The sequence below is a fragment of the Streptomyces sp. NPDC047049 genome (genome assembly GCF_040643995.1).
In the GTDB taxonomy this organism is placed as follows: domain Bacteria; phylum Actinomycetota; class Actinomycetes; order Streptomycetales; family Streptomycetaceae; genus Streptomyces; species Streptomyces mooreae.
Genome location: NZ_JBEYVM010000013.1, coordinates 25,552 through 49,121 on the forward strand (window position 1 = coordinate 25,552; position 23,570 = coordinate 49,121).

The 23,570-nt window shown below is 72.0% G+C and carries 20 protein-coding genes; 11 read left to right on the forward strand and 9 right to left on the reverse strand.

What is annotated here, in order from left to right; genetic code table 11:
* Positions 1 to 17: 17 nt before the first annotated feature.
* From ABZ851_RS25355 to ABZ851_RS25365, 3 genes are all read right to left on the reverse strand, one after another.
* A complete protein-coding gene (locus ABZ851_RS25355; protein WP_088797958.1) occupies positions 18 to 923 on the reverse strand; it encodes a DNA-3-methyladenine glycosylase in 906 nt (301 codons plus the stop codon).
* A 165-nt stretch (positions 924 to 1,088) separates the two neighbouring features.
* Complete coding sequence (locus ABZ851_RS25360) at positions 1,089 to 2,171, reverse strand: NDP-sugar synthase (protein WP_361131680.1); 1,083 nt, start codon at positions 2,169 to 2,171, stop codon at positions 1,089 to 1,091.
* Between the two features lie 362 nt (positions 2,172 to 2,533).
* Complete coding sequence (locus ABZ851_RS25365) at positions 2,534 to 3,898, reverse strand: peptidoglycan recognition protein (RefSeq protein ID WP_361131683.1); 1,365 nt, start codon at positions 3,896 to 3,898, stop codon at positions 2,534 to 2,536.
* A gap of 128 nt (positions 3,899 to 4,026) precedes the next feature.
* On the opposite strand from ABZ851_RS25365, the gene ABZ851_RS25370 reads away from it, so the two are divergent.
* The 4 genes from ABZ851_RS25370 to ABZ851_RS25385 all read left to right on the forward strand — a co-directional run bounded on the left by ABZ851_RS25370 (position 4,027) and on the right by ABZ851_RS25385 (position 10,045).
* Positions 4,027 to 4,788, forward strand: coding sequence for a TIGR03089 family protein (locus tag ABZ851_RS25370; protein ID WP_361131686.1), 762 nt, complete (start codon positions 4,027 to 4,029; stop codon positions 4,786 to 4,788).
* Between the two features lie 264 nt (positions 4,789 to 5,052).
* Positions 5,053 to 6,279, forward strand: a complete 1,227-nt coding sequence (locus ABZ851_RS25375) for an LCP family protein (RefSeq protein ID WP_361131689.1) — start codon at positions 5,053 to 5,055, stop codon at positions 6,277 to 6,279.
* A gap of 227 nt (positions 6,280 to 6,506) precedes the next feature.
* Positions 6,507 to 8,261, forward strand: coding sequence for an LCP family protein (locus tag ABZ851_RS25380; RefSeq protein WP_361131692.1), 1,755 nt, complete (start codon positions 6,507 to 6,509; stop codon positions 8,259 to 8,261).
* 71 nt (positions 8,262 to 8,332) lie between these two features.
* Complete coding sequence (locus ABZ851_RS25385; RefSeq protein ID WP_361131695.1) at positions 8,333 to 10,045, forward strand: LCP family protein; 1,713 nt, start codon at positions 8,333 to 8,335, stop codon at positions 10,043 to 10,045.
* 93 nt (positions 10,046 to 10,138) lie between these two features.
* Here ABZ851_RS25385 and ABZ851_RS25390 read toward each other — a convergent pair whose 3' ends face one another.
* The gene (locus tag ABZ851_RS25390) at positions 10,139 to 11,170 is read right to left on the reverse strand and encodes a glycosyltransferase family 2 protein (RefSeq protein ID WP_088797964.1); all 1,032 of its coding nucleotides are present in this window, start codon (positions 11,168 to 11,170) and stop codon (positions 10,139 to 10,141) included.
* Positions 11,171 to 11,416: 246 nt separating this feature from the next.
* On the opposite strand from ABZ851_RS25390, the gene ABZ851_RS25395 reads away from it, so the two are divergent.
* The 3 genes from ABZ851_RS25395 to ABZ851_RS25405 all read left to right on the forward strand — a co-directional run bounded on the left by ABZ851_RS25395 (position 11,417) and on the right by ABZ851_RS25405 (position 14,023).
* Positions 11,417 to 12,880 (forward strand): LCP family protein, encoded by a 1,464-nt coding sequence (locus ABZ851_RS25395; RefSeq protein WP_361131699.1) that lies wholly within the window; start codon positions 11,417 to 11,419, stop codon positions 12,878 to 12,880.
* Between the two features lie 73 nt (positions 12,881 to 12,953).
* Positions 12,954 to 13,412: a hypothetical protein gene (locus ABZ851_RS25400; protein WP_361131702.1), complete on the forward strand. Its 459-nt coding sequence runs from the start codon at positions 12,954 to 12,956 to the stop codon at positions 13,410 to 13,412.
* Between the two features lie 29 nt (positions 13,413 to 13,441).
* Complete coding sequence (locus ABZ851_RS25405) at positions 13,442 to 14,023, forward strand: VanZ family protein (protein WP_361131705.1); 582 nt, start codon at positions 13,442 to 13,444, stop codon at positions 14,021 to 14,023.
* On the opposite strand, the gene ABZ851_RS25410 is transcribed toward ABZ851_RS25405, so the two are convergent.
* A complete protein-coding gene (locus ABZ851_RS25410) occupies positions 13,974 to 14,528 on the reverse strand; it encodes an acyl-CoA thioesterase (RefSeq protein ID WP_361131708.1) in 555 nt (184 codons plus the stop codon). The two genes, ABZ851_RS25405 and ABZ851_RS25410, sit on opposite strands and share 50 nt — an antisense overlap.
* A 273-nt stretch (positions 14,529 to 14,801) precedes the next feature.
* Between ABZ851_RS25410 and ABZ851_RS25415 the strand changes: the two genes are divergently transcribed.
* Positions 14,802 to 16,118: an LCP family protein gene (locus tag ABZ851_RS25415; protein WP_361131711.1), complete on the forward strand. Its 1,317-nt coding sequence runs from the start codon at positions 14,802 to 14,804 to the stop codon at positions 16,116 to 16,118.
* Between the two features lie 79 nt (positions 16,119 to 16,197).
* Here ABZ851_RS25415 and ABZ851_RS25420 read toward each other — a convergent pair whose 3' ends face one another.
* Positions 16,198 to 17,373: an acyl-CoA dehydrogenase family protein gene (locus ABZ851_RS25420; protein WP_361131714.1), complete on the reverse strand. Its 1,176-nt coding sequence runs from the start codon at positions 17,371 to 17,373 to the stop codon at positions 16,198 to 16,200.
* A 256-nt stretch (positions 17,374 to 17,629) separates the two neighbouring features.
* On the opposite strand from ABZ851_RS25420, the gene ABZ851_RS25425 reads away from it, so the two are divergent.
* A complete protein-coding gene (locus tag ABZ851_RS25425; RefSeq protein WP_361131717.1) occupies positions 17,630 to 18,970 on the forward strand; it encodes a UDP-glucose/GDP-mannose dehydrogenase family protein in 1,341 nt (446 codons plus the stop codon).
* Positions 18,971 to 19,533: 563 nt separating this feature from the next.
* Positions 19,534 to 19,905 carry a VOC family protein gene (locus tag ABZ851_RS25430; RefSeq protein ID WP_361131720.1) on the forward strand — a complete coding sequence of 124 codons (372 nt, stop codon included), beginning with the start codon at positions 19,534 to 19,536 and terminating at the stop codon, positions 19,903 to 19,905.
* An 84-nt stretch (positions 19,906 to 19,989) separates the two neighbouring features.
* On the opposite strand, the gene ABZ851_RS25435 is transcribed toward ABZ851_RS25430, so the two are convergent.
* The 3 genes from ABZ851_RS25435 to ABZ851_RS25445 are packed head-to-tail and all read right to left on the reverse strand — an operon-like array spanning position 19,990 to position 22,882.
* Entirely contained in the window at positions 19,990 to 21,177 is a 1,188-nt protein-coding gene (locus ABZ851_RS25435) for a dipeptidase (RefSeq protein ID WP_361131723.1), read from the reverse strand.
* Positions 21,174 to 21,746: a 5-(carboxyamino)imidazole ribonucleotide mutase gene (purE, locus tag ABZ851_RS25440; protein ID WP_361131726.1), complete on the reverse strand. Its 573-nt coding sequence runs from the start codon at positions 21,744 to 21,746 to the stop codon at positions 21,174 to 21,176. The genes ABZ851_RS25435 and purE overlap by 4 nt, the downstream gene beginning before the upstream one ends.
* Positions 21,743 to 22,882 carry a 5-(carboxyamino)imidazole ribonucleotide synthase gene (locus ABZ851_RS25445; RefSeq protein WP_361131729.1) on the reverse strand — a complete coding sequence of 380 codons (1,140 nt, stop codon included), beginning with the start codon at positions 22,880 to 22,882 and terminating at the stop codon, positions 21,743 to 21,745. Before ABZ851_RS25445 ends, purE begins: the two co-directional genes overlap by 4 nt.
* Positions 22,883 to 23,047: 165 nt before the next feature.
* Between ABZ851_RS25445 and ABZ851_RS25450 the strand changes: the two genes are divergently transcribed.
* Positions 23,048 to 23,473 carry a protease inhibitor I42 family protein gene (locus tag ABZ851_RS25450; protein WP_361131732.1) on the forward strand — a complete coding sequence of 142 codons (426 nt, stop codon included), beginning with the start codon at positions 23,048 to 23,050 and terminating at the stop codon, positions 23,471 to 23,473.
* Positions 23,474 to 23,570 lie beyond the last annotated feature (97 nt).

Below are 23,570 nucleotides of genomic sequence, written 5' to 3' on the forward strand. Positions count from 1 at the left end.
TGCGCGCTCGCCCGGGGTCAGAGCCGGGCGATGTCCCCCACGGGGAAGCGCGGGGCGCGGCGCGGCGGGACGCGGCCGGACAGCAGGATCAGCCGGGCCGCGCGGTGCCGCTGGCCCTCGTAGGGGGCGAGGAGTTCGAGCATCTGCTCGTCGGTGGTGCCGCGGCGGCCGGTGAGGGCATAGCCGATGATCTTCGGCAGATGCAGGTCGCCGACCGTGATCGCGTCCGGTGCGCCCAGGGTGCGCTGGAGGGTTTCGGCGGCGGTCCAGGGGCCGATGCCCGGGAGGGCCGTCAGCCGCCGGGTGGCGTCCGCGAGGTCCATCCGCGCGGCCTCCTCCATCCGGCGGGCGGCCCGCACCGCGCGCAGGATCGTGGCCGAGCGCTTGCCGTCGACGCCCGCGCGGTGCCACTCCCAGGAGGGGATCAGCGCCCAGCCGCGCGGGTCCGGCATCACCCGCATCCGGTCCCAGGGGCCGGGGGCGGCCTCGCCGTGCCGCCACAGCAGGAGCCGCCAGGCGCGGTACGCCTCGTCGCTGGTGACCTTCTGCTCCAGGATCGAGGGGATCAGCGACTCCAGCACCAGACCGGTCCTCGCGAGCCGGACGCCGGGGTGGCGGCGGCGGGCCTCATGGACGATGCGGTGCCGGGCGGTGAACTCTGCCGGGTCGTCGCCCGCCCCCAGCAGCTCGGGCAGCCGGTCCAGCAGCCAGTCGGCGCCCGGGCCCCAGGCCTCGGCCTCGATGCCGCCGGCGGACGGGCGGGCGGCGAGCCGCAGCGTGCCGGGTCCCTGCGGCGTACGGCAGGCGCGCCACAGCTCGCCGCCGCGCACCGCGAACGCGGGGTCGCCGGGGCCGCGCTGCAGCACACCCAGCGTGCGGTGCAGGTCGAACGGGCCGGGCGGAAGCCAGGTACGGGCGGGCATGCGGCCAGGCTAGGCGATCGGGCCGGGGCGGCGCCGGGGCCTGTGGACAACGTCGGGCCGGGCGGTGAGCGGCCGGCCGGCCCGCGGACCTGCCGGCCGACGGGTTGCCGGCCCCACCGGCTCCCGGCCCACCGGCTACCGGCCCGCCGGCCTCCGGCCCACCGGCTACTGGTCGGAGGAGAAGCGCACCGATGCGGCCGGGATGTCGGCGTCGCACCAGATGCGGATGCCGCCCCGCAGCTCGTTGTCGGCGCCGATCCGCGCACCGTCGCCGATGACCGCACCGTCCAGGACCGTACGGGCCCCGATGCGCGCGCCGGCGCCGATCAGCGAGTCGCGGATCTGGGCGCCCTCCTCGATGACCGCGCCGTCGAGGACGGCGCTGCCGTCGATCCGGGCGCCGGACCCGATGACGGTGCGGGCGCCGGCGACGGTGCCGCCGGTGAGTTTGGCGTCCGGGGCGACCTCGGCGGTCTCCAGGACCAGGCGGTCCCCGCGGCGGCCGGGCACCGCCGGGGACGGGGCGCGGCCCAGGACCAGGTCGGCGGAGCCGCGGACGAAGGCCTGCGGGGTACCGAGGTCGAGCCAGTACGTGGAGTCGACCATGCCCTGGAGGTGGGCGCCCTCGGCGAGCAGGCCGGGGAAGGTCTCGCGTTCGACGGAGACCGGGCGCCCGGCCGGGATGGTGTCGATGACCGACCGGTTGAAGACATAGGCGCCGGCGTTGATCTGGTCGGTGACGATCTCCTCGGGGGTCTGCGGCTTCTCCAGGAAGGCAGTGACCTTGCCGGTGTCGTCGGTGGGCACCAGGCCGAAGGCGCGCGGGTCCTCGACCCGGGTGAGGTGCAGCGAGACATCGGCGCCGGCGGTGCGGTGGGTCTCGACCAGGGCCGGGATGTCCAGGCCGGTGAGGATGTCGCCGTTGAAGATCAGAACCGGCTCGTCGGGGCCGGAGTGCAGCCGCCCGGCGACATTGCGGATGGCGCCGCCGGTGCCCAGCGGCTCGTGCTCGGTGACGTACTCCAGATGCAGGCCCAGCGCCGACCCGTCGCCGAAGTACGGCTCGAAGACCTCGGCGAGGTAGGAGGTGGCGAGGACGATGTGCTCGACGCCGGCGGCCCGGGCGCGGGCCAGCTGATGGGTGAGGAACGGCACGCCGGCCGCCGGGACCATCGGCTTGGGCGTATGCACCGTCAGCGGCCGCAGCCGCGTGCCCTTGCCGCCGACCAGGAGGATCGCTTCAGTCACTGTGTCCTCTGTTCGCTTCTCCGCCCGTGCAGCGCAGCGGTGCGGCTCTCGTCGTCGACCACAGCTCGGCGGCTGCACGTGCGACGCTCACGGTGTCCTCTGTTCGCTTCTCCGCCCGTGCAGCGCAGCGGTGCGGCTCTCGTCGTCGACCACAGCCCGGCGGCTGCACGTGCGACGCTCACGGGTGTCTTGTCTGCTTCCTGCTGGGGTCGGCCGATCGGCGGACCAGTGTAGGCAGACAGGACATCCGGACGCCCCCGGCGGTGCGCCCGGCCCCGTGCTGTTCAGGCCACGGGGCGGGGCGGGGCCGGGGCGCGGTTGTCGTGGTCGTGAGGGCACGTCAACGGCGGGAACGGCGGTGGTCAGCGGCCCTGGAGCCCGGCCGCGGCGACCCGCGTGGCGCCGAGCTTGTTGTAGAGGTACAGGCCCGGACAGTCGGTGGTGAAGCCGTCGCGGTGGCCGGAAATGACATGTAGCGGGACCTTGGCCCCCTTGGGGAAGCGGTTGCCCCCGGCGGACTTCAGCTTCGTCATCTTGCGCGGATCGACGCCGTAGAGGCCGAGCTTCCATGCCGCCAGGCGGGCGATGGCGTCGATGGCGCGCCGCGGCGGCTCGGTGTCGGTGAAGGTGCCGAGGACGGCGATGCCGGTGCTGTCGGCGTTGAAGCCGAGGGTGTGGGCGCCCATGACGGGCTTGGCGACGCCGCCCGCCCGGCCCTCGTAGACCGTGCCGCACTTGTCGATGAGGAAGTTGTAGCCGATGTCCCGCCAGCCGTTGCTCTTGACGTGGAAGCGGTACATGGCGCGGATCATCGCGGGGGCCTCGTCGCAGCTGTAGTCGTTGCCGGAGCCGCTGTGGTGGACGAAGGCGGCACGGACGGTGCGGGTATAGATGAAGTCCTTCTCCCGCAGGTCCTCGTCGGCGCCCCAGCCTGCCCGGGTGACGATCCGGGGGCGCGCTCCGACGTAGGCGCGGGGCGGGGACAGCAGGCCCGCAGCGGCGATATCGGCCAGCGAGGCGACCTGGTCGAGGGCCGGGATCTCGGTGGCGCCGAGCGGGGCGAGCAGCGCGTTGGCGGCGGAGGCCGCGGCCGTGGCCGCCCCGGCGCTGACCGGGGCCGGCGGGTCGGCGTGCGTCCCGCGGAGGCCGCGCGGGGCCCTGCCGGGGTCGACGAGTTCCAGCCGCAGGCCGGCCGGGACGGCGGCCGCCGCGCGGTCGCTGCTCCCGGGGGTGATCCGCAGTTGGACGGCATCGGAGTCGCCGACCCACAGCGGAGAGGTACTGCCCCTGACGCCGCCGCCGTGCCGTTCGGCGGAGCCGAGGTCGGGGGCGTCGTCGTTGTGGACCTGGACGTCCTGCCAGCCGGACCACCGGGTGGTGCCGGTGGCGCGGGTGCGGACCTGGACCCGGCCGTGCAGTTCGGCGGCGGCGTCGTCCCAGACCACCCCGAGGAGGGAGAACGGCCGGACGGTGCGGGCGGGCAGGCCGAGCGTGCCGGGCGCGGGCACCGTGGCGGCGTCGCGGTCGGTGGTGTCGGGGGCGGCTGCGCCGGGCGTCGGCACCGGCAGGGACTGGGTGCTGCCGGGCAGCTCGATGGTGCTCGTGGCGCGCGGCGCCGGGGCCGGGGCCGGGGCGGCGACGGCATGCGCACCGGCCGCCGGCGCGAGGGACAGGGCGAGGGCGGCGGTGCACACGGCGCCGAGGCAGGTCACGAGGAAAGGGCGCATGAATAAAATCCTGGACATGTCCGGACCGAACGCGCCAATGGTGACCTGACGGTGCATCGGCCGATCCGGTGGCCGGTACCGCGGCGCCCGCCCCGCCGCCGGCCGCCGCCGCGCGTACCCTGGCCGCGATGAACGCCACCGATCGCACCCCCGCCGACCTGCTGAGTTCCGCGCTCGCCGCGGATCCGGCCCGCCCGCTGGTGACCTTCTACGACGACGCCACCGGCGAGCGCGTGGAACTGTCCGTCGCGACCTTCGCCAATTGGGTGGCCAAGACCGCCAACTACCTCCAGGGCGATCTGGCCGCCGGGCCCGGCGACCGGCTCGCGCTGCTGCTGCCCACGCACTGGCAGACCGCCGTCTGGCTGCTGGCCTGCTCCTCGGTGGGCGTGGTCGCGGAGGTGGAGGGCGATCCGGCCGCCGCCGACCTCGTCGTCGCCGGGCCCGACCGGCTGGAGGCGGCGCGGGCCTGCTCCGGGGAGCGGGTGGCGCTGGCGCTGCGCCCGCTGGGCGGCCGTTTCCCGCAGCCGCCCGCGGGCTTCGCGGACTTCGCCGTCGAGGCGCCGGGCCAGGGCGACCGGTTCGCGCCGTTCGCGCCGGTGGACCCGGCGGACGTGGCCCTGGTGGTGGGCGGCGAGGAGCTGACCGGCGCGGGCATCGGGGCGCGCGCCCTGGCCGACGCGGCGGCGGCCGGGATGCCCCCGTCCCCCCGGGTGCTGTCGGGGCTGCCGTACGACACCTGGCAGGGCCTGTCGTACGGGCTCTACGCCCCGCTGGCGGCCGGCGGTTCCGTGGTGCTGTGCCGCCACCCTGACCGGCTGGACGCGGACGCCGCGGACGCCCGGGAGACCAGCGAGAAGATCACGTACAGGGCGCCGTCACCGCACTGAGCCCAGGGCGCCGTCACCGTCCCGAGCCCAGGCGCCGTCCGCACCGCGCTCACGGCCCCGTCACCGCACGAGCGCAAGCCCCCGTCGCCGCACCGGGCGGTCCTCCCCCGTCCGGCGGACCGGTGGCGCCCGTGGCGGGCCGGTTCGCCCGTTTCGGTCCAGGATCTTGAGTACGTACAACCATGCGCGGGGTTCGTCCGTCTCTTGTTCCGTCCGGGCCCTCGTGCGGGCGCGACGCCGACTCCATGAGGGATGGACGCACAGGTGACCGAGACCCCCGAGCCTCCCCGGTTCACCGGCTGGGACGAACGCCCGGCCGGGGGGCTGGGGTCGCGCCGGCCGGGGTCCTCGCGCCGCGCGCGCCGCCCGCGGGGCTGGCGGGGCTGGGCCGCGCTGGGGGTCACCGGCGTCATGCTGGCCGGCGCCGGCAGCGGCTGGGCGGTCTACGCCAAGCTCAACAGCAACATCCGCACCGACAGCGCCACCGAGAAGGAGCTGCGGAAGTGGGAGTCCGAACGGCCCCCCGCGGGCCCGCCGAACGCCGTGAACGTGCTGCTGATCGGCTCCGACACCCGCAGCGGCGACAACCGCCGGTACGGCCACGACGCCGGCCAGCGCTCGGACACCACGATGCTGCTGCACCTGGCAGCGGACCGGAAGAGCGCCACCACGGTGAGCATCCCGCGCGACCTGATGGTGGAGGTGCCGCACTGCAAGCGCCCGGACGGCACGGAGACCGCACCGCGGGCGGCCCAGTTCAACTGGGCGTTCGCGGTCGGCGGGGCGGCCTGCATGATCCGTACGGTCGAGAAGCTGACCGGTATCCGCATCGACCACTACCTGATCATCGACTTCGTGGGCTTCAAGAAGATGGTGGATGCGGTGGACGGCGTGGAGGTCTGCCTGCCCCGCCCGGTCCACGACCCCGCGGCACACCTCACCCTGCCCGCGGGCCGGCAGACCCTGCACGGCGAGGCCGCGCTCGGATTCGTCCGGGCCCGCAAGAGCCTGGGTAACGGCAGCGATACCCAGCGGATGCAGCGACAACAAGACTTTCTTGCCGCTCTCGTGAAGAAAGTGCAGAGCAACGGTGTGCTGCTCAATCCGACCCGGCTGTATCCGGTGTTGGATGCCGCGACGAGTTCACTGACCACGGACGCCGCGCTGGCTTCCTTGAAGGGGCTGTACGAATTGGTGCGCAGTACCCGCAGCATTCCCACCGGCCGGGTTCTGTTCATGACCGTGCCGCGCCGGGAGTACCGCTACGATCCCAATCGTGATGAGCTGGTCCAGCCGGACGCCGGCCGGCTCTTCGGGCAGCTGCACAACGATCGTCCGGTGACGGTGAAACCCCCGCCCGACACCGGGAAGAAGCCGGTCCGCGCGGGAGCCGGGGCACCGGCGGGGCGGGCGGGCAGAGCTCCCTCGCCGTCGGCGGGTCCGGACCCGTCCTTTCCCGGGACGAGAGCGGGACACGGGGTCTGCGGATAAAGATGCCGCAAAGTAAGCCTGGTGACTCGAATGGATTGGGCGGATTGCCCAGTTGTAGGCAAGTGGAATTTGTCACGGGCGTCGCGGGGCGCTGAACTGGGCGGATAGTGTGAGCGATCCGGTCGCAGGACCAGCTGACCGATGACCATGCAATAAACGATCGATCGACCGACCGAGCGCCTTGAGGGGATGGCGCCGCGTGGCACCGACGGAGGACTCAAGGCACCGTGGACGCGCAAGGCCGTGGGCGCGCGGGCGACAACAATGTCGATCCCGCCGATCAGTGGGTGTTCGACCCGAACACCGGCAACTACGAGCTGCGGCTTGACCATGCCGGTCAAGCCGACGCTCGGCCCGCCGACCGCAAGCCGGCCGGCTCCAGACGTGCCGCGCGCCAGTCGGGCGGCGACACCGACACCCGGCCGCTGCCGACCCAGCGCGGCCGCCGGGACGAGGACGCCGAGGGCGACGAGCGCGCCGGTGGCGGGCGGGCGGCCCGGCGGGCGGCCGGCAGCCGCACGGCGTCCGCGGTGGCCGCGGGCCCGGCGAGCCGCCGCAAGCGCAAGCCGAAGGCGTCCGGGAAGAAGAAGGCGCTGTACTGGACGGCCGGTGTGGTGGGCTTCGTCCTCGTCGCCGGCTGCGGTGGCGCGTTCTACCTCTACCAGCAGCTGAACGGCAACATCTCCAAGGTCGATGTCGGCGTGGAGAACGACGCGGTCTCCGAAGGCCCGGTCAACGTCCTCATCATCGGGACGGACGCGCGTTCCGGGAAGGGCAACTCCGGCTACGGCGACGCCGGCAGCGTGGGTCACGCGGACACCACGATCCTGATGCACATCTCCAAGGACCGGACGAACGCCACCGCGTTGAGCATTCCGCGCGACATGATCACCGACATCCCGACCTGCCCGACGAAGCAGAAGGACGGCTCGACGAAGAACATCCCGGGCGAGCACGGGGTGCGCTTCAACACCAGCCTGGGCCAGGAGGGCCGGGACCCGGGCTGCACCTGGCGCACCGTCGAGAAGCTGACCGGGCTGAAGATAAATCACTTCATGATGGCCGACTTCAACGCGGTCAAGGCCCTGTCCACCGCGGTCGACGGCGTCGAGGTGTGTGCGGGCAAGGACCTCAACGACCCCAAGTCGCACCTGAAGTTGAAGGCCGGCCGGCACATCGTCAAGGGCGAGCAGGCGCTGGCCTTCGTCCGTACCCGGCACGCCATCGGGTTCGGCAGCGACCTGGACCGGATCAAGATGCAGCAGCAGTTCCTCAGCTCGCTGATCCGCAAGCTGAAGTCCAGCGCCTTCAGCAGCCCCGGCAAGCTCTACGACGTCAGCCAGGCGGCGACCAAGGCGCTCACCGTCGACACCGGTATCGGTACCGCGAACAAGCTCCTGGACTTCGGCACCGACCTCAAGAAGGTCGACATCGACAAGGTCACCTTCGCCACGGTGCCGGTGCTGGACAACCCCGACGACCCGGCCACCGTCATCCTCAACAAGACCGCCGCGGACCCGCTGTTCGCGATGGTCCGGGCGGACCACGCCCTGGCCAAGGGCAAGAAGGGCAAGGGCAAGAAGTCCGCTCCGGTGAAGAAGGCCCCGCCCGAGCAGGTGCGGGTCGACGTCACCAACGGTGGCGGGCCGATCGGTTCGGCGCAGGAGACCGTGGACTGGCTGCAGAACAGCAAGGCCGCCAAGCTCTCCACCAACGCCGGCAACGCCCCGGCGAAGCTGGCCACCACCCGCCTCGAATACGGGCCCAACCAGGCCGACCAGGCCGCCACCCTGGCCGACTGGATGGGGCTGCCCAAGAGCGCGCTGAAGAAGTCGTCGCACAACGCCGGTGCCCGGGAGCCGATGAAGCTCACGCTCGGCAAGGACTTCAAGGCGCCGGGCACACCGATCGACGCGCCGACCGAAACCCCGGACGGGGTGCAGAACGTCAATGCAGATGACAAGAACGTCTGCGCGAAGTGACCTGAGCGGGCTCCGGCCGCCCCGCCGAGGCGCCGAACGCACCATCGGACTCATAACGGGGAGAGGGCCCAATGCGGCAGAGCAGTCTGCGCGGTGACCGATCACGCCGGCAACGCCGGCCGGATGCACCGAAGGCACCGGATGCACAGGATCTGGGCTGGAACGACGGGCTGTACGAGGACAAGGGCCTGCCGCCGGACGCTCCCGGCTGGACGCCCTCCGCGGGCGACGACGCGTCCGGTGGCGACGGGGACGGGCCCGCGGAGGGCGACGGTCACCGCAACGGAGGCCGTCCGCGCCGCGGCAAGGGCCGCAAGGTGGTGCGCTGGACCTCCCTGACCCTCGCCGTCCTCATAGTGGGCGGCGCGGGCGCCGGGTACTGGTACTACGAACACCTCAACGCGAACCTCCGCAAGGCCCCGCGGTCCCTGGCCGGGGACGGTCTGAAGAAGCCGGATCCCAACGCCTTCGGGCAGAGCCCGCTGAACATCCTGCTGCTGGGCTCGGACGGCCGGAACAGCAAGAAGAACATCGAGCTCGGCGGGGCCCGGCAGGACGCGGACCGCAAACCGCTCGCCGATGTGCAGATGCTGCTGCACGTCTCCGCGGACCGCAGCAACATGTCGGTGATCTCCATCCCGCGCGACACCCGGGTGACGATCCCGCAGTGCACCGACCCGAAGACCCACCAGGTCTATCCGCAGACCTCCGCGGCCATCAACCAGTCGCTCCAGCACGGCGGTCCGGGCTGCACGCTCGCCACCTGGCAGGAGCTGACCGGCATCTACATCGACCACTTCATGATGGTCGACTTCTCCGGCGTGGTGGACATGGCCGACGCCATCGGCGGCGTCCCGGTCTGTGTCGACAACAACGTCTACTCGCACGACAGCAAGGGCCACGGCAGCGGACTCAAGCTCACCAAGGGCACCCACTCCGTCAAGGGCGTCCAGGCCCTGCAGTGGCTGCGCACCCGCTACGGCTTCGAGGACAACACCGACATCGGCCGGGCCAAGGCCCAGCACATGTACATGAACTCGATGGTCCGCCAGCTGAAGAAGGGCACCAAGCTCACCGACCCGGGGCAGCTGCGTGACCTGGCGGAGGCCGCGACCAAGGCGCTGACCGTCGACGACGGCCTCGACACCGTCAAGAAGCTCTACGACCTGGGCAGCGACCTCAACCGGGTGCCGGCCAAGCGCCTCACGATGGTCACCATGCCCTGGCAGTACAGCCCCGACGAGTCGTACGTCATGCCCAAGCCCGGCGACGCGGACGCGACCTTCGCGCTGCTGCGCAACGACACCGCGCTGGACGGCAAGGACAAGAAGAAAAAGCCGGCGCCGGACCCGAAGCCGTCAGCTCCCAAGGGGCAGCTGAAGGTGGTGGTGCAGAACGGCACCAACAGCACGGTGAACGGCCCGGTCTCCGGCCGCGCGGCGGTCATCCAGCAGCGGCTGTCCGGCCTCGGCTACACCGCGGCGAGCACCGATTCCGCGCTCACCACCCAGGCCGACACCACCCTCACCTACCAGGACAAGGGGCAGCGGGGCGACGCGCTGGCGCTGGCGAAGGCGCTGGGGCTGCCCAAGGGCGCGGTCCGGGAGTCGAGTTCGGCCACCGGGATGCGGCTGGTGGTCGGCAGCGACTGGCGCAGCGGCTCGGCGTACCCGAAGCAGTCGGGCGAGGAGAAGGGCGCCGACAAGGCACCGGAGAGCGCCGATGCGCTCAACGGCGAGGACTCCAAGGCCTGCATGAAGGTGAATCCGCAGTACAGCTTCTAGGTGGGCGGTCCGGGGCCTTCCCGGCTCTTCCCCGGAGCCGGCTCAAGGGGGCCCGGAGCCGTCCCCGGCGGTGATCACCGCCGGGGAATGCCCCTATTCGCTCGCGGCCGCCGCCGCCATGACCGCCGGGCGGCGGCTGGCGATGACCCTCTTGGCGAGGGAGCGGGGGCTGGTCAGGAAGCCCACGCCCCAGGCCATGTGCATGGTGGCCAGGGCGAGGGGGATCTGGGCGCGCGCCTTGAGCGACAGGCCCTTGCCGGCGGGCACCGACCCCGCGGCGATCGCCGCGAGATAGCCGCCCGGGACGATCAGCGCCCAGGGCGTGACCGCCGCACCGGCCACCAGGCCCGCCGCGATGGCACACACCGCGGTCGGCGGCGCGAGGTAGCGCAGGTTGATCGAACCGGCGTGGTAGCGGGCGACGACATGGCGCCACTTGCCGTAGTCCTTGTACTGCTTGGCCAGCGCCTTGACGCTCGGCCGCGGGCGGTACTGCACCCGCAGCTCGGGCGAGAACCAGATCTGCCCGCCGGCCTCACGGATACGGAAGTTCAGCTCCCAGTCCTGGGCGCGGATGAACTCCTCGTTGTAGCCGCCCTGCTGCTCCAGCGCCTCGCGCCGGAACACCCCGAGATAGACGGTCTCGGCGGGGCCGGCCTGCCCGCCCGTGTGGAAGGCGGCGTTGCCCACACCGATCTTGGAGGTCATCGCGGCGGCGACTGCGTCCTCCCAGGCGTTCTCCCCCTCGGCGTGCATGATGCCGCCGACGTTCGCGGCGCCGGTCTCCTCCAGGAGGCGCACGGCAGTGGCGATGTAGTTCGGCGAGAGCATGCCGTGGCCGTCGACGCGGACCACGATGGGGTGCCGGGACGCCTTGATCGCGGCGTTCAGCGCGGCGGGGGTACGGCCGGTGGGGTTCGGCACCGTGTGCACCCGGGCGTCCTCGGCGACGAGCTCGGCGGCGATCTCGTCCGTACGGTCCGTGGACGGGCCGAGGGCGATCACCACCTCCATCTCACCGGCGTACTCCTGCTCCAGGATGTGCCGGACCGAATTGCGCAGGTGACGTTCCTCATTGAGCACCGGCATGATCACGGAGACGGCCGGGGGCTGCTGCTGCGGCATGGTTCCTCAGGGGTACGGCCCGCGGTGGAGCCGCCAGCGACGGCAGCGCCCGCCGGGAGACTGCAGTATCGCGCCTCACGTTACCGCGAATGGTGGACAGCGTCGGACGCAGCCGGGTGGCCGGCCGGCGGATGCCCGGCGTGTGGCGCCGTACATCCGATCATATGGACCTACGGTGCTCCAGACGGATTTGCCCCCTTTTCTTCCTCTGCTCCAGCCGCCCGTCCCGCCGCGGAGGTGTCCCCCGTGACCGCGCCGTTCCGCTCCCCCCGTCCGGCCAGGCGCCGGGCCGCCCGGCCGAGCCCGCGCCGGCGCCCGCCGGGCCCGCGCTGGGGGCTGCGGATCGGCGCGGTCACGTCCGTGCTGCTGCTGGCCGCGAGCGGGGTCGGGCACGCCGTGGTCACCGGTGTGGAGAGCGGCATCGGCCGGGTGGACGCCTTCACCGGCATGAGCAACCGGCCCGGGGGCGGCGACGGGCTGAACTTCCTGGTCGTCGGCACGGACGGGCGAGACAAGCTCACCCCCGGCGAGAAGCGGAAGTACCACCTCGGCGGCGCGCCCTGCCACTGCACCGACACCCTGATGCTGGTGCACCTCTCCGCCGACCGGGACCGCGCCAGCGTGGTCAGCCTCCCCCGCGACTCCTACGCCGAGGTCCCCGCACACACGGACCCGGTCACCGGCCGGCAGCGCCCCCAGCACGCCATCAAGCTGAACGCGGCCTATGCCGAGGGCGGCCCCAGCCTCACCGTGCGGACCGTCGAGCACATGACGGGGGTGCACATCGACCACTATCTGGAGGTCGACTTCACCAGCTTCATGCGCAGCGTGGACGCGGTCGGCGGGGTGGAGATCTGCACCGTACGGCCGCTGCGCGACAGCTATACGGGCCTGGATCTCCCCGTCGGCACCTCGCGGCTGAGCGGTGGCCAGGCCCTGCAGTACGTGCGCTCCCGGCATGTCGACGGCTCCGCCGACCTCGGCCGGATGCAGCGCCAGCAGCGCTTCCTGGCCTCCCTCATCCACAAGATCACCTCCTCCGGAGTGCTGTTGAACCCGGTCCGCTTCCGGAACGTGGCCGACACGGTGCTGGGATCCGTACGCGCCGACTCGGGCTTCGCGGCGGGCGACCTGGTCGATCTCGGGCAGGCGATGCGCGGCTTCACCGCCTCGTCGTCGGAGTTCACGTCCGTGCCGCTGCGCACTGTGGCCCAGCCGGTGCCCGGCGTCGGCTCGACCGTGCGGTGGGACCCGGTGCAGGCGCCGAAGCTCTTCCAGGCGATCCGCGAGGACCGGCCGCTCGCCGTGCACCGGGACCGCACTCAGCCGCGGGCCAGGGTCGTGGACGTACCGCCGGGACAGGTCCAGGTGCAGGTCGGCGGCGGCAGTGCCCGGCCGGGACCGGACGCCGCGGTGGCCAGGGAACTGCATGCCACCGGGTTCGCCACCACCGGCGCGCCCGGCGCCTCCCCCCTCGGCAGGGCGCCCCGCACGGTCATCGCCTACGACCCGCGCTGGGACCGCTCGGCCCGCTCGCTGGCCGCCGCGCTGCCGGGCGCCGAGCTGCGTCCGGTGGCCGGGCGGGGGCCGGTGATGCAGGTGACGGTCGGCCACGGCCACCAGGCGGTGCAGCGGGTACGGGCCGAGGAACCGCCGCAGAAACCGGGCGGCATCGCGACGATCACCGGTGACGAGGCGGTGTGCACATGAGCGAGCGCAGGGATCTCCTCATCGAAAGGCGTGCGCTGGGCGCCGACGGGGCCGGGCGCAGCGAGGCGCCGTCATGAGCGTCCCCGCGCCCCGCCGCACCGCGTCCCGGCCGCCCGCGCGCCGTCCGGACGCCCGTCGCGACGCGCGCCGGACCGTGGTGGCCGTCGCGGCGCTGTGCCTGGTGGCGGCCACCGCCGCCGCGGCTCCCCTGGCGCCGCCGGAACCGACCGGCTGCGGGGACCTGGTGCGCGGCCAGCTGTGTCTGCGCGGCCCGGTGGGGTCCGCCGGCACGTACACCGCGGCCTACCGGCGGCTCGGGGCGGCGAGCGGCCGGGACGAGATCATCGTGCGGCTCGGTTACCAGCGCAAGAACGACCGGATCACCGCCTTCCCCGGGTGGTTCGGCACCCGGCGGACGCAGGGCGGCGCGGTGGTGCTGAGCGGCCGGGTGGAGATGCTCGCGGACGAATGCATCCGGGGCGTCATGGAGCGTGGCGAGACGGTCTATGTCACGAAGTGGAGCTGCAGCTGATGTCCTGGACGGCCTGAAAGGGGCGCATCGTGTGGCAGGTAGTGCTGGACGTCACCCCCACCACGGTGACGCTCTTCCTGGCGCTGGCGCTGGCGCTGGCCGTGGCGTTGGCCCTGTGGACGGCGCTCACCTCCGGCGGCACCGCGCCGCGCACCACGGCCCGGACGCTGCTGGCCGGCTGGCTGCTGCTGTTCCTGGTGGCGACGCTCGCGCCGAGCCAGCCCATCGGTTCCGGGGACGCGACGGTGTGGTGGCGGCCCGGTGAGGGGCTGTTCGATCTGGGGGCGCAGCTGGAGCCCGGGGAGCTGGTGATGCTGGTGCGGCGGCAGATCGCCACCGCCGCGCTGTTCGTGCCCGCGTCACTGCTGCTGCGGTTTGCGGCGCCGCGTATCCCGGCGGCCGCCGCGTTCCTGCTGGGCGTGGGCCTGTGCCTGGTCGTCGAGACGGCGCAGCTGCTGATGCGGGCCGGGCGGATCGCCGATATCGACGATGTGATCTGTGCGGCGGCAGGCACCGTCACCGGCGCGGGGCTGGCGCTGCTCGGGCAGCTGGCAGTCGCCGCTATGCGTCGTCGAGCCCTTCCGCGACGCGCCGTTCGCGCAGTTCCATGATCGCGCGCCGCCGGGCGAGGCGGTGCGTGCGGCGGATCTGCGCCTCCTGGTAGCGGCGCTGGTCGCGCTCGGTCTCGGGGAGCACCGGCGGCACCCGGCGCGGCTTGCCCTGCTCGTCGACGGCGGCGAAGACCAGGTAGGCGGAGCCGACCTGCTGGGGCGGGCTGGATTCGTTCCAGCGCTCGGCCAGCACCCGTACGCCGACCTCCATCGAGGAGCGGCCGGTCCAGTTGACCTGGGCGCGGACGTGGACGAGGTCGCCGATCCTGACCGGTTCGAGGAAGGCCATCTCGTCCATCGAGGCGGTCACGGCGGGCCCGCCGGAGTGGCGCCCGGCCACAGCGCCCGCCGCGTCGTCGACGAGTTTCATGATCACGCCGCCGTGCACCGTTCCGAGGAGGTTGGTGTCGCCGGCCGTCATGATGTGGCTGAGTGTGATGCGGGACACGGACGTGGGTTTGCCCACGATCTCGCCCTCGGCGCTGTCGGTGACGAGTTCGGTCATGCAGTCCAGCCTAAGCGGCGCCCCTACGGCCCCGCCCCACGCGGATCGTGAGACTGGTCTCGCCCTTTGCGCAGGTCCGTGACATGGGTCTCCCCTCCCCCGCCGGAAACCATCCGGAATGGTTGCTTCCATTCGTGCAGGTCGGAATGGTCATGGGCCCGTGCGGTATGCGGCGGACTGCCGCCGTGGCTTTGCATCAGCTCTGCAACAGCACTGGCCCGATCCGGCACCCGCTCTATGGAGGACCGCCGTGGGGCATGCACACTTCCTCCTATGAATCAGTGGCAAGGGGGCACCTCCCGTTCGAGCGGAGCCGAGAATGGGGGCGGGTGGTCCGGCGACCAGAGCGGCAACCGGTACGGACACGGCAGCGGCAGCGCCGAGCCGGAGGGCGCGCGCGCGATGCCACACGTGCGTCGCGACGCGGGCCCCGGCTATCAGCGGCACGAGCCTCCGCTGCCCCCGTCGATGTCCCCGCGCCGGGGCGCGGCCGTGCCGCCGCAGCAGTCCCAGGGCTACGACGACGCGTACGACGGCTACAACACCGGCCAGGTCTACGGCGGCGGCCGTGGTGGCGGCGACGGCTACGACGGCCGCGCCGGCCGGCCGCGCCCCCACTGGGGCCGGCGCATCAAGTGGACGGTCATCGCCCTGGTCGCAGTGCTGGCGGTCGCCTCGGTGGCCACCTACTTCTGGGCCGACGGCAAGCTCCGCCGCAAGGTCGACCTGAGCAAGGTCATCGACCGCCCGGCGACCGGCGACGGCACGAACTACCTGATCGTCGGCTCGGACAGCCGGGAGGGCATGTCCGCCGCGGACAAGCAGAAGCTGCACACCGGCTCCGCCGAGGGCAAGCGCACCGACTCGATGATGATCCTGCACGACGGCAGCAACGGCCCGACGCTGATATCCCTGCCGCGCGACTCGGACGTGGAGATACCCACCTACGTCGGCTCGTCCTCCGGCAAGAAGTACCCGGGCACCGGGCGCCACACCAAGCTCAACGCGGCCTACGCCGAGGACGGCCCGGAGCTGCTGGTGCGCACCGTCGAGTACAACACCAAGCTGCACATCGACCACTACGTCGAGATCGGCTTCGCCGGCTTCGCCAACATCGTGGACGCCATCGGCGGCGTCGAGATGAACATCCCCAAGGCGTTCAAGGACAAGAACTCCGGCGCCGACTTCCCGGCCGGCGAGCAGACGCTCAACGGCCAGCAGGCGCTCGCCTTCGTCCGCACCCGGCACGCCTTCGCCGGCCAGGACCTGGACCGTACGAAGAACCAGCAGAAGTTCCTGGCGACCCTGGCGAGCCAGACCGCCACCCCGAGCACGGTCCTCAACCCCTTCAAGCTCTACCCGACCATGAGCGCCGGCCTGGACACGCTCATCGTCGACAAGGACATGAGCCTGTGGTCCCTGGGCAACATGTTCTTCGCGATGAAGGGCGTCACCGGCGGCGACGGCAAGTCGATGAACATGCCGATCTCCGGCAGCGCCGGCGGCAACCTGGTCTGGGACAAAGCCAAGCTCCACCAGCTGGTCCAGCAGCTGAACAACGACGAGAAGGTCACGGTCTCCGGCAACTGACCGGCGGCCCGGAACGAGCGGGCAAAGAGAGGGGCCCCGGACCGCAGTGGCGGTCCGGGGCCCCTCTCCTGTCCCCTGCTTACTGCGGCAGGTTGCGCGCCATCACGATGCGCTGCACCTGGTTGGTGCCCTCGTAGATCTGCGTGATCTTGGCGTCCCGCATCATCCGCTCGACCGGGTAGTCACGGGTGTAGCCGTAGCCGCCGAGCAGCTGGACGGCGTCCGTGGTGATCTCCATGGCGGCGTCCGAGGCGTAGCACTTGGCCGCGGCGCCGAAGAAGGTCAGGTCCTCGCCCTTGCCGCCGGCGGAGATCCGCTCGGAGCGGGCCGCCGCGGCGTAGGTGAGCTGGCGGGCCGCCTCCACCTTCATGGCCATGTCGGCGAGCATGAACTGCACGCCCTGGAAGTCGCCGATCGGCTTGCCGAACTGCTTGCGCTCCTGGACGTAGCCCTTGGCGTAGTCCAGGGCGCCCTGGGCGATGCCGAGGGCCTGGGCCGCGATGGTGATGCGGGTGTGGTCCAGGGTCTTCATGGCGGTGGCGAAACCGGTGCCCTCCGCGCCGATCATGCGGTCGGCGGGGATGCGGACGTTGTCGAGGTAGACCTCGCGGGTGGGGGAGCCCTTGATGCCGAGCTTCTTCTCCGGGGCGCCGAACGAGACCCCCTCGTCGCCCTTCTCGACGACGAAGGCCGAGATGCCCTTGGAGCGCTTCTCCGGGTCGGTGACGGCCATCACCGTGTAGGAGTCGCTGACGCCGGCGTTGGTGATCCACCGCTTGACGCCGTTGAGGATGTAGTGGTCACCGTCGCGGACGGCCTTGGTCTTCATCCCGGCCGCGTCGGAACCGGCGTCCGGCTCGCTCAGGCAGTACGAGAACATCGTGTCGCCCTTGGCCAGCGGGCCCAGGTACTTCGCCTTCAGCTCCTCGGAGCCGGAGAGGATCACCGGGAGCGAGCCGAGCTTGTTGACCGCCGGTATGAGCGAGGACGAACCGCAGACGCGGGCCACCTCCTCGATGACGATGACGGTCGCCAGCGCGTCGGCACCGGCACCGCCGTAGGCCTCCGGTACGTGGACGGCGTGCAGGTCGCTCGCGACCAGCGCGTCGAGCGCCTCCTGCGGGAAGCGGGCCTCCTCGTCCACCGCGGCGGCGAACGGCGCGATTTTCGCCTCGGCGAGCGAGCGCACCGACTCGCGGAGCATGTCGTGCTCCTCGGACGGCCGGTACAGATCGAAATCAGCGGTTCCCGCCACGCTTTCTCACTCCCCTGTGAGCTGTCGGCAGTGCTAACTACCGTTAAGTAACCCTTTACCTCTCCGGATTCTAGGCGCCGGGCCGGGCCTGCGGATACGTGAGGTTGCCGACAGTTACAGACCTGCCCACGCGACGACTGGAGATGACCCTTCCCGGCCCGACTATGCTCGGTCAGCGCCGTTTTCCCCAGCGAAGTGACCCGACCACCCCGCAGCCCCCGGCGCTGCGCCGCCGCATTGCCTGTTTGGAGCATCCATGGCCCTCAAGATCACCGTGATCGGCACCGGCTACCTCGGCGCGACCCACGCCGCGGCCATGGCCGAGCTGGGCTTCGAGGTGCTGGGGCTCGATGTGGTGCCCGAGAAGATCGAGATGCTGCAGCGGGGCGAGGTCCCGATGTACGAGCCGGGCCTGGAGGAGCTGCTGCGCCGCCACGCCGACGGCATCGAGGGCTCGACCGGCCGGCTGCGCTTCACCACCTCCTACGAGGAGGCCGGGGCCTTCGGCGACGTCCACTTCGTCTGTGTGAACACCCCGCAGAAGCACGGCGAGTACGCCTGTGACATGAGTTACGTGGAGAGCGCCTTCGACGCGCTGGCGCCGCATCTGACCCGGCCCGCCCTGGTCGTCGGCAAGTCGACGGTGCCGGTGGGCAGCGCGGCCCGGCTCGCCGAGCGGCTGGCCGCGGCCGCCCCGGCGGGCTCGGCCGTCGAGCTGGCCTGGAACCCGGAGTTCCTGCGCGAAGGCTTCGCCGTCAAGGACACCCTGCACCCGGACCGGATCGTCGTGGGCGTGGCCGGTGAACGGGGCGAGGAGCTGCTGCGCGAGGTGTACGCGGCCCCGATCGCCGAGGGCTCGCCGTTCATCGTCATGGACTACCCGACGTCCGAGCTGGTGAAGGCCTCGGCCAACTCCTTCCTGGCGACGAAGATCTCGTTCATCAACGCCATGGCCGAGGTCTGCGAGGCGGCCGACGGCGATGTGGTGAAGCTCGCCGAGGCCATCGGGCACGACGACCGGATCGGCAAGAAGTTCCTGCGGGCCGGTATCGGCTTCGGCGGCGGCTGCCTGCCCAAGGACCTGCGGGCCTTCATGGCGCGCGCGGGCGAACTCGGCGCCGACCAGGCCCTGACCTTCCTCCGCGAGATCGACTCGATCAACATGCGCCGCCGCGGCCACATGGTCGAGCTCACCCGGGACGCGGTCGGCGGCGGCTTCCTCGGCAAGCGGGTCGCCGTCCTGGGCGCGACCTTCAAGCCGGACTCGGACGACGTCCGCGACTCCCCCGCGCTCAATGTCGCCGGCCAGATCCACCTCCAGGGCGGCCAGGTGACGGTCTACGACCCGAAGGGCATGGAGAACGCGAGGCGCGTCTTCCCGACGCTGAGCTACGCCGACACCGCCCTGGACGCCGTACGCGGCGCCGACGTCGTGCTGCACCTCACGGAGTGGCGGGAGTTCCGCGAACTGGATCCGGCCGCGTTGGGCGACGTCGTCGCCGAGCGACACATCCTGGACGGCCGCAACGCCCTCGACCCCCAGCTGTGGCGCAAGGCGGGCTGGACGTACCGGGCACTGGGGCGCCCCTCCGCGTAGCGGATATTTTCCCCACGTCTTCGGCTTTCCCGCCGCGGGGGCTTGTCGCCGTTGCGCTTTGCGGCGCACCCCACATCGTCGGCTTTCCCGCCGCGGGACGACCCGCCGTTGCGCTTTGCGGCGCGCCCCACGTCGTCGGCTTTCCCGCCGCGGGACGACCCACCGTTGCGCCTGCGGCGCACCCCACGTCGTCGGCTTTCCCGCCGCGGGACGACCCGCCGTTGCGCCTGCGGCGGGCCGGTGCCGCTGCGCGGGGCTGTTCGGCTGCGGGGCCGGCCCTCCGGACTTCGTCCTGCGGTCCGGCCCCTCCCCCTTGGGGGTGGGAGGAAGGTGAGTGGGGGCGGGCGTGATCCGCTAGCTGCGCGCGCGTCAGGGACTGCGTCCGCCCCCACCGGCCCTTCCACCCACTCACGGGAGGGGCCGCGCCGCAGGACGGAGTCCGGAGGAGCGGCACCGCACCCGACCACCCACGCCCGCCGCAGGCGCAACGACGACAAGCCCCCACGGCGGGGACAGCCAAAAACGTACGCCGCGGCGCCGCCAGGCATGGCATCGTGGCCGCCATGAGCCTCATCACACTCGGAGTTGTCGCACTGGACTGTCCCGACCCCCGGGCCCTCGCGGATTTCTACGCGGACATGCTCGGCTGGCGGGTGACCGAAGAGGACGAGGACTGGGTCGAGATCGCCGGGCCGGACGGCCGGACCCTCGCCTTCCAGCGGGTGGCCGAGGGCTACCGGCCGCCGCAGTGGCCCGGCCAGGACCTGCCGCAGCAGCTGCACCTCGATTTCGACGTGCCGCGCGCGAAGATCGACGAGGCCGAGCGCACGATCGTCGCGCTGGGCGCCAAGCTCGTCCAGCACGACGAGGGGAAGCAGAGCTGGCGGGTCTATCTCGACCCGGCCGGGCACCCGTTCTGCCTCTGCATGAGGTGACGACCCGGTGCCCGAGGTGAGGGCCCCGGCCCGCTCCGCTTGAAGTGCGGGCCCAGGCCCTCTCAGTGCGGGCCCGGGCTCGCGTCAGCCGTCCAGCTGCTCGATCGTCGCGTGGGACGGCCCGCGCCGCTGCCGCTCGGCGCGCGCCACGTCCTCCGCGGCGCGCAGGGTGCGGACGGCGTTCTGCCAGGTGAGCTTGGCGAGGTCGCCCTCGGACCACCTGCGGGCTTGGAGTTCGGCGATCAGGTACGGGTAGCCGGCGACATCGGCCAGGTCGGCCGGGGTGAAGGCGGTGCCGTCGAAGTCGCCGCCGATCCCGATGTGGTCGACGCCGGCGACCTCGCGCATGTGGTCGAGGTGGTCGGCGACGGTGGCCGCGGTGGCCATCGGGCGGGGGTGCGCGGCCTCGAAGTCCCGCTGGACCCTCATGCCCGCCTCGGTGGTGTCGAGGTGGTGCAGGCCGTGTGCGCGCATGTTCTCGTCGGCGCGCTGCGTCCAGGCGACGGCGGCCGGCAGCACGAACTTCGGGACGAACGTGGCCATCGCGACGCCGCCGTTGGCGGGCAGCTGTGCCAGTACGTCGTCGGGGATGTTGCGCGGATGGTCGCAGACGGCGCGGGCGGAGGAGTGCGAGAAGACCACCGGCGCGGTGCTGACGCGCAGCGCGTCGCGCATGGTGTCGGCCGAGACATGGGAGAGGTCGACCAGCATCCCGCAGCGGTTCATCTCCCGGACGACTTCCTCGCCGAAAGCCGACAGGCCGTGGTGGCGCGGCTCGTCGGTGGCGGAGTCCGCCCAGTCGATGGTGTCGTTGTGGGTGAGCGTCATATAGCGCACGCCCAGCTGGTGCAGCGCGCGCAGGGTGGCCAGCGAGTTGTGGATGGAGTGGCCGCCCTCGGCGCCCATGAGGGACGCGATCCGGCCCTCGGCGCGGGCCGCCTCCATGTCGTCGGCGGTATGTGCGAGGCGCAGGTCCTCGGGGTAACGGGCGACCAGTTCCCGCACCACATCGATCTGTTCGAGGGTCGCGCTGACGGCCTTGTCGCCCGCGTAGTCGGCGCGGACGTAGACCGACCAGAACTGGGCGCCGACGCCGCCGGACCGCAGCCGCGGCAGGTCGGTGTGGAGGTGCGCGGACTGGTCGGCGGCGATGTCGCGCCGGTCGAGGTCGTAGCGGACCTGCTCGCGCAGCGCCCAGGGCAGGTCGTTGTGGCCGTCGACGACGGGCCAGCGGGCGAGCAGATCCCGGGCGGCGTCCAGGGAAGGGCTCACTTACCGCCCCCGAAGCCGAAGCCGGCCGGGGAGGCGACCTTGTTGCGCAGCCGCTTGCCCTTCTCGGTGGCCTGGTCGTTCAGCTCCTGCTGGAACTCCCGCATCCGGGCGAGGAGTTCGGGGTCCTGGGTGGCGAGGATGCGGGCGGCCAGCAGCCCGGCGTTGCGGGCGCCGCCGACGGAGACGGTGGCGACCGGCACTCCGGCGGGCATCTGCACGATGGAGAGGAGGGAGTCCATGCCGTCCAGGTACTTGAGCGGTACGGGGACGCCGATGACCGGGAGCGGGGTGACGGAGGCGAGCATCCCGGGGAGGTGGGCCGCGCCGCCGGCGCCGGCGATGATCGCCTTCAGGCCGCGCCCGTCCGCCTCCTCGCCGTACGCGATCATCTCGCGCGGCATGCGGTGCGCCGAGACGACGTCGACCTCGTAGGGGATCTCGAACTCGTCGAGGGCCTGCGCGGCGGCCTCCATGACGGGCCAGTCGGAGTCGGAGCCCATGACGATGCCGACCACGGGGGACGGGTCGGCGGGGGCGTCGGTCTTCGGTTCGGACGAGGTGGGCGTCATTCGGTGATCGTTCCTCGCAGGTAGCCGGCGGCGTGCGCGGCGCGCTCGCGCACATCCGCCAGGTCGTCGCCGTAGGTGTTGACGTGGCCGACCTTACGGCCGGGCTTCACATCCTTCCCGTACATATGGATCTTCAACTGCGGGTCCCGCGCCATGCAATGGAGGTACGCGTAATACATGTCGGGATAGTCGCCGCCGAGGACGTTGGCCATGACCGTCCAGGGGGCGCGCGGGCGGGGATCGCCGAGCGGGAGGTCGAGCACGGCCCGGACGTGGTTGGCGAACTGCGAGGTGATCGCGCCGTCCTGGGTCCAGTGGCCGGAGTTGTGCGGGCGCATGGCGAGCTCGTTGACCAGGATGCGGCCATCCGCGGTCTCGAAGAGCTCGACGGCCAGATGCCCGACCACGTCCAGCTCCTGGGCGATGCGCAGCGCCAGCTCCTGGGCCTGGCCCGCGAGCTCCGCGTCGAGGCCGGGCGCCGGCGCGATCACGGTGTCGCAGACGCCGTCGACCTGGATGGACTCCACGACCGGGTAGGCAACGGCCTGGCCGTGCGGGGAGCGGACGATGTTGGCGGCCAGCTCCCGGGCGAAATCGACCTTTTCCTCCGCGAGGACGGGCACCCCGGCGCGGAACGGCTCGACGGCCTCCTTGGAGGATCGTACGACCCAGACGCCCTTGCCGTCGTAGCCGCCGCGGACGGTCTTGAGGATCACGGGAAAGCCTTCGCCCTCGGCCGCGAACCGCTCGACATCGTCGGGGTCGGAGACGATGCGGTGCCGTGGACAGGGCACGCCGATCGCGTCCAGTTTCGCCCGCATCACCCCCTTGTCCTGGGCGTGCACCAGCGCATCGGGGCCGGGCCGTACGGGGATGCCGTCGGCCTCCAGTGCCCGCAAATGCTCGGTGGGAACGTGCTCGTGATCGAAGGTGATCACGTCACAGCCACGAGCGAAGGTACGGAGGGTGTCCAGATCGCGGTAGTCGCCGATGACGACATCACCGACCACCTGAGCCGCCGAATCCTGCGGAGTGTCGCTGAGGAGCTTGAATTTGATGCCGAGGGGGATACCCGCCTCGTGGGTCATACGGGCGAGCTGACCGCCACCGACCATGCCGACTACCGGGAACGTCACACCCCCAGGGTATCCGTACGGCGCCGCGGGCCCCGACCCGGGCTTGGATGATCCTCCGAGTTCGCACGTTCGAAGATCGCCGGTGGAAGATCGACACCGGCGGTTACCCTCGGGCCGGGGTGCGGGGCCGGCACCCGGGCCGGGCCCGGCAAAAGGGGAGGCCGGATGGGGAAAAGTGGCATATCAGGGGGCTCCGGGAAGCTGGTGATCGTGGTCGCGATCGCCACGCTGCTGGTCGCCCTGCACTCCATTTTCAGCCAGTTATCCGCACCCAGGGTCTATGACGCGGACGACACCGAGATCACCGTCTCCGCCGGCGACCGCTTCAGCGTGCGGGTCCCCGACGATCCCGCCGGCGGCTACCGCTGGATCATCGCCGAGCCCCGCCCCGACCCGGCCGTCCTGCGGGCCGCCGATACGCACGCGGACTCCGGCGGCCCTCCCCCGGCCGCCACGGGCCGCTACCTCCCCTTCGAGGCCGTCCGTCCGGGCCGTACGGACTTACGGCTGCTGCGCTGCCGGCGCTGCGGCTCCGGCGCCGCCGAGGAGAAGGGTGCCCGCAGCCTCAACTTCCGTGTCACGGTCGGCTGATCCCGTTGTCACCGTCGGCCGCGCCGTCGTCACTGTGTGCTGCCCCGTGCGGACCGCCGTGCGTTGCGCACAGACCTGACAGATGGCAGGCAGCGTC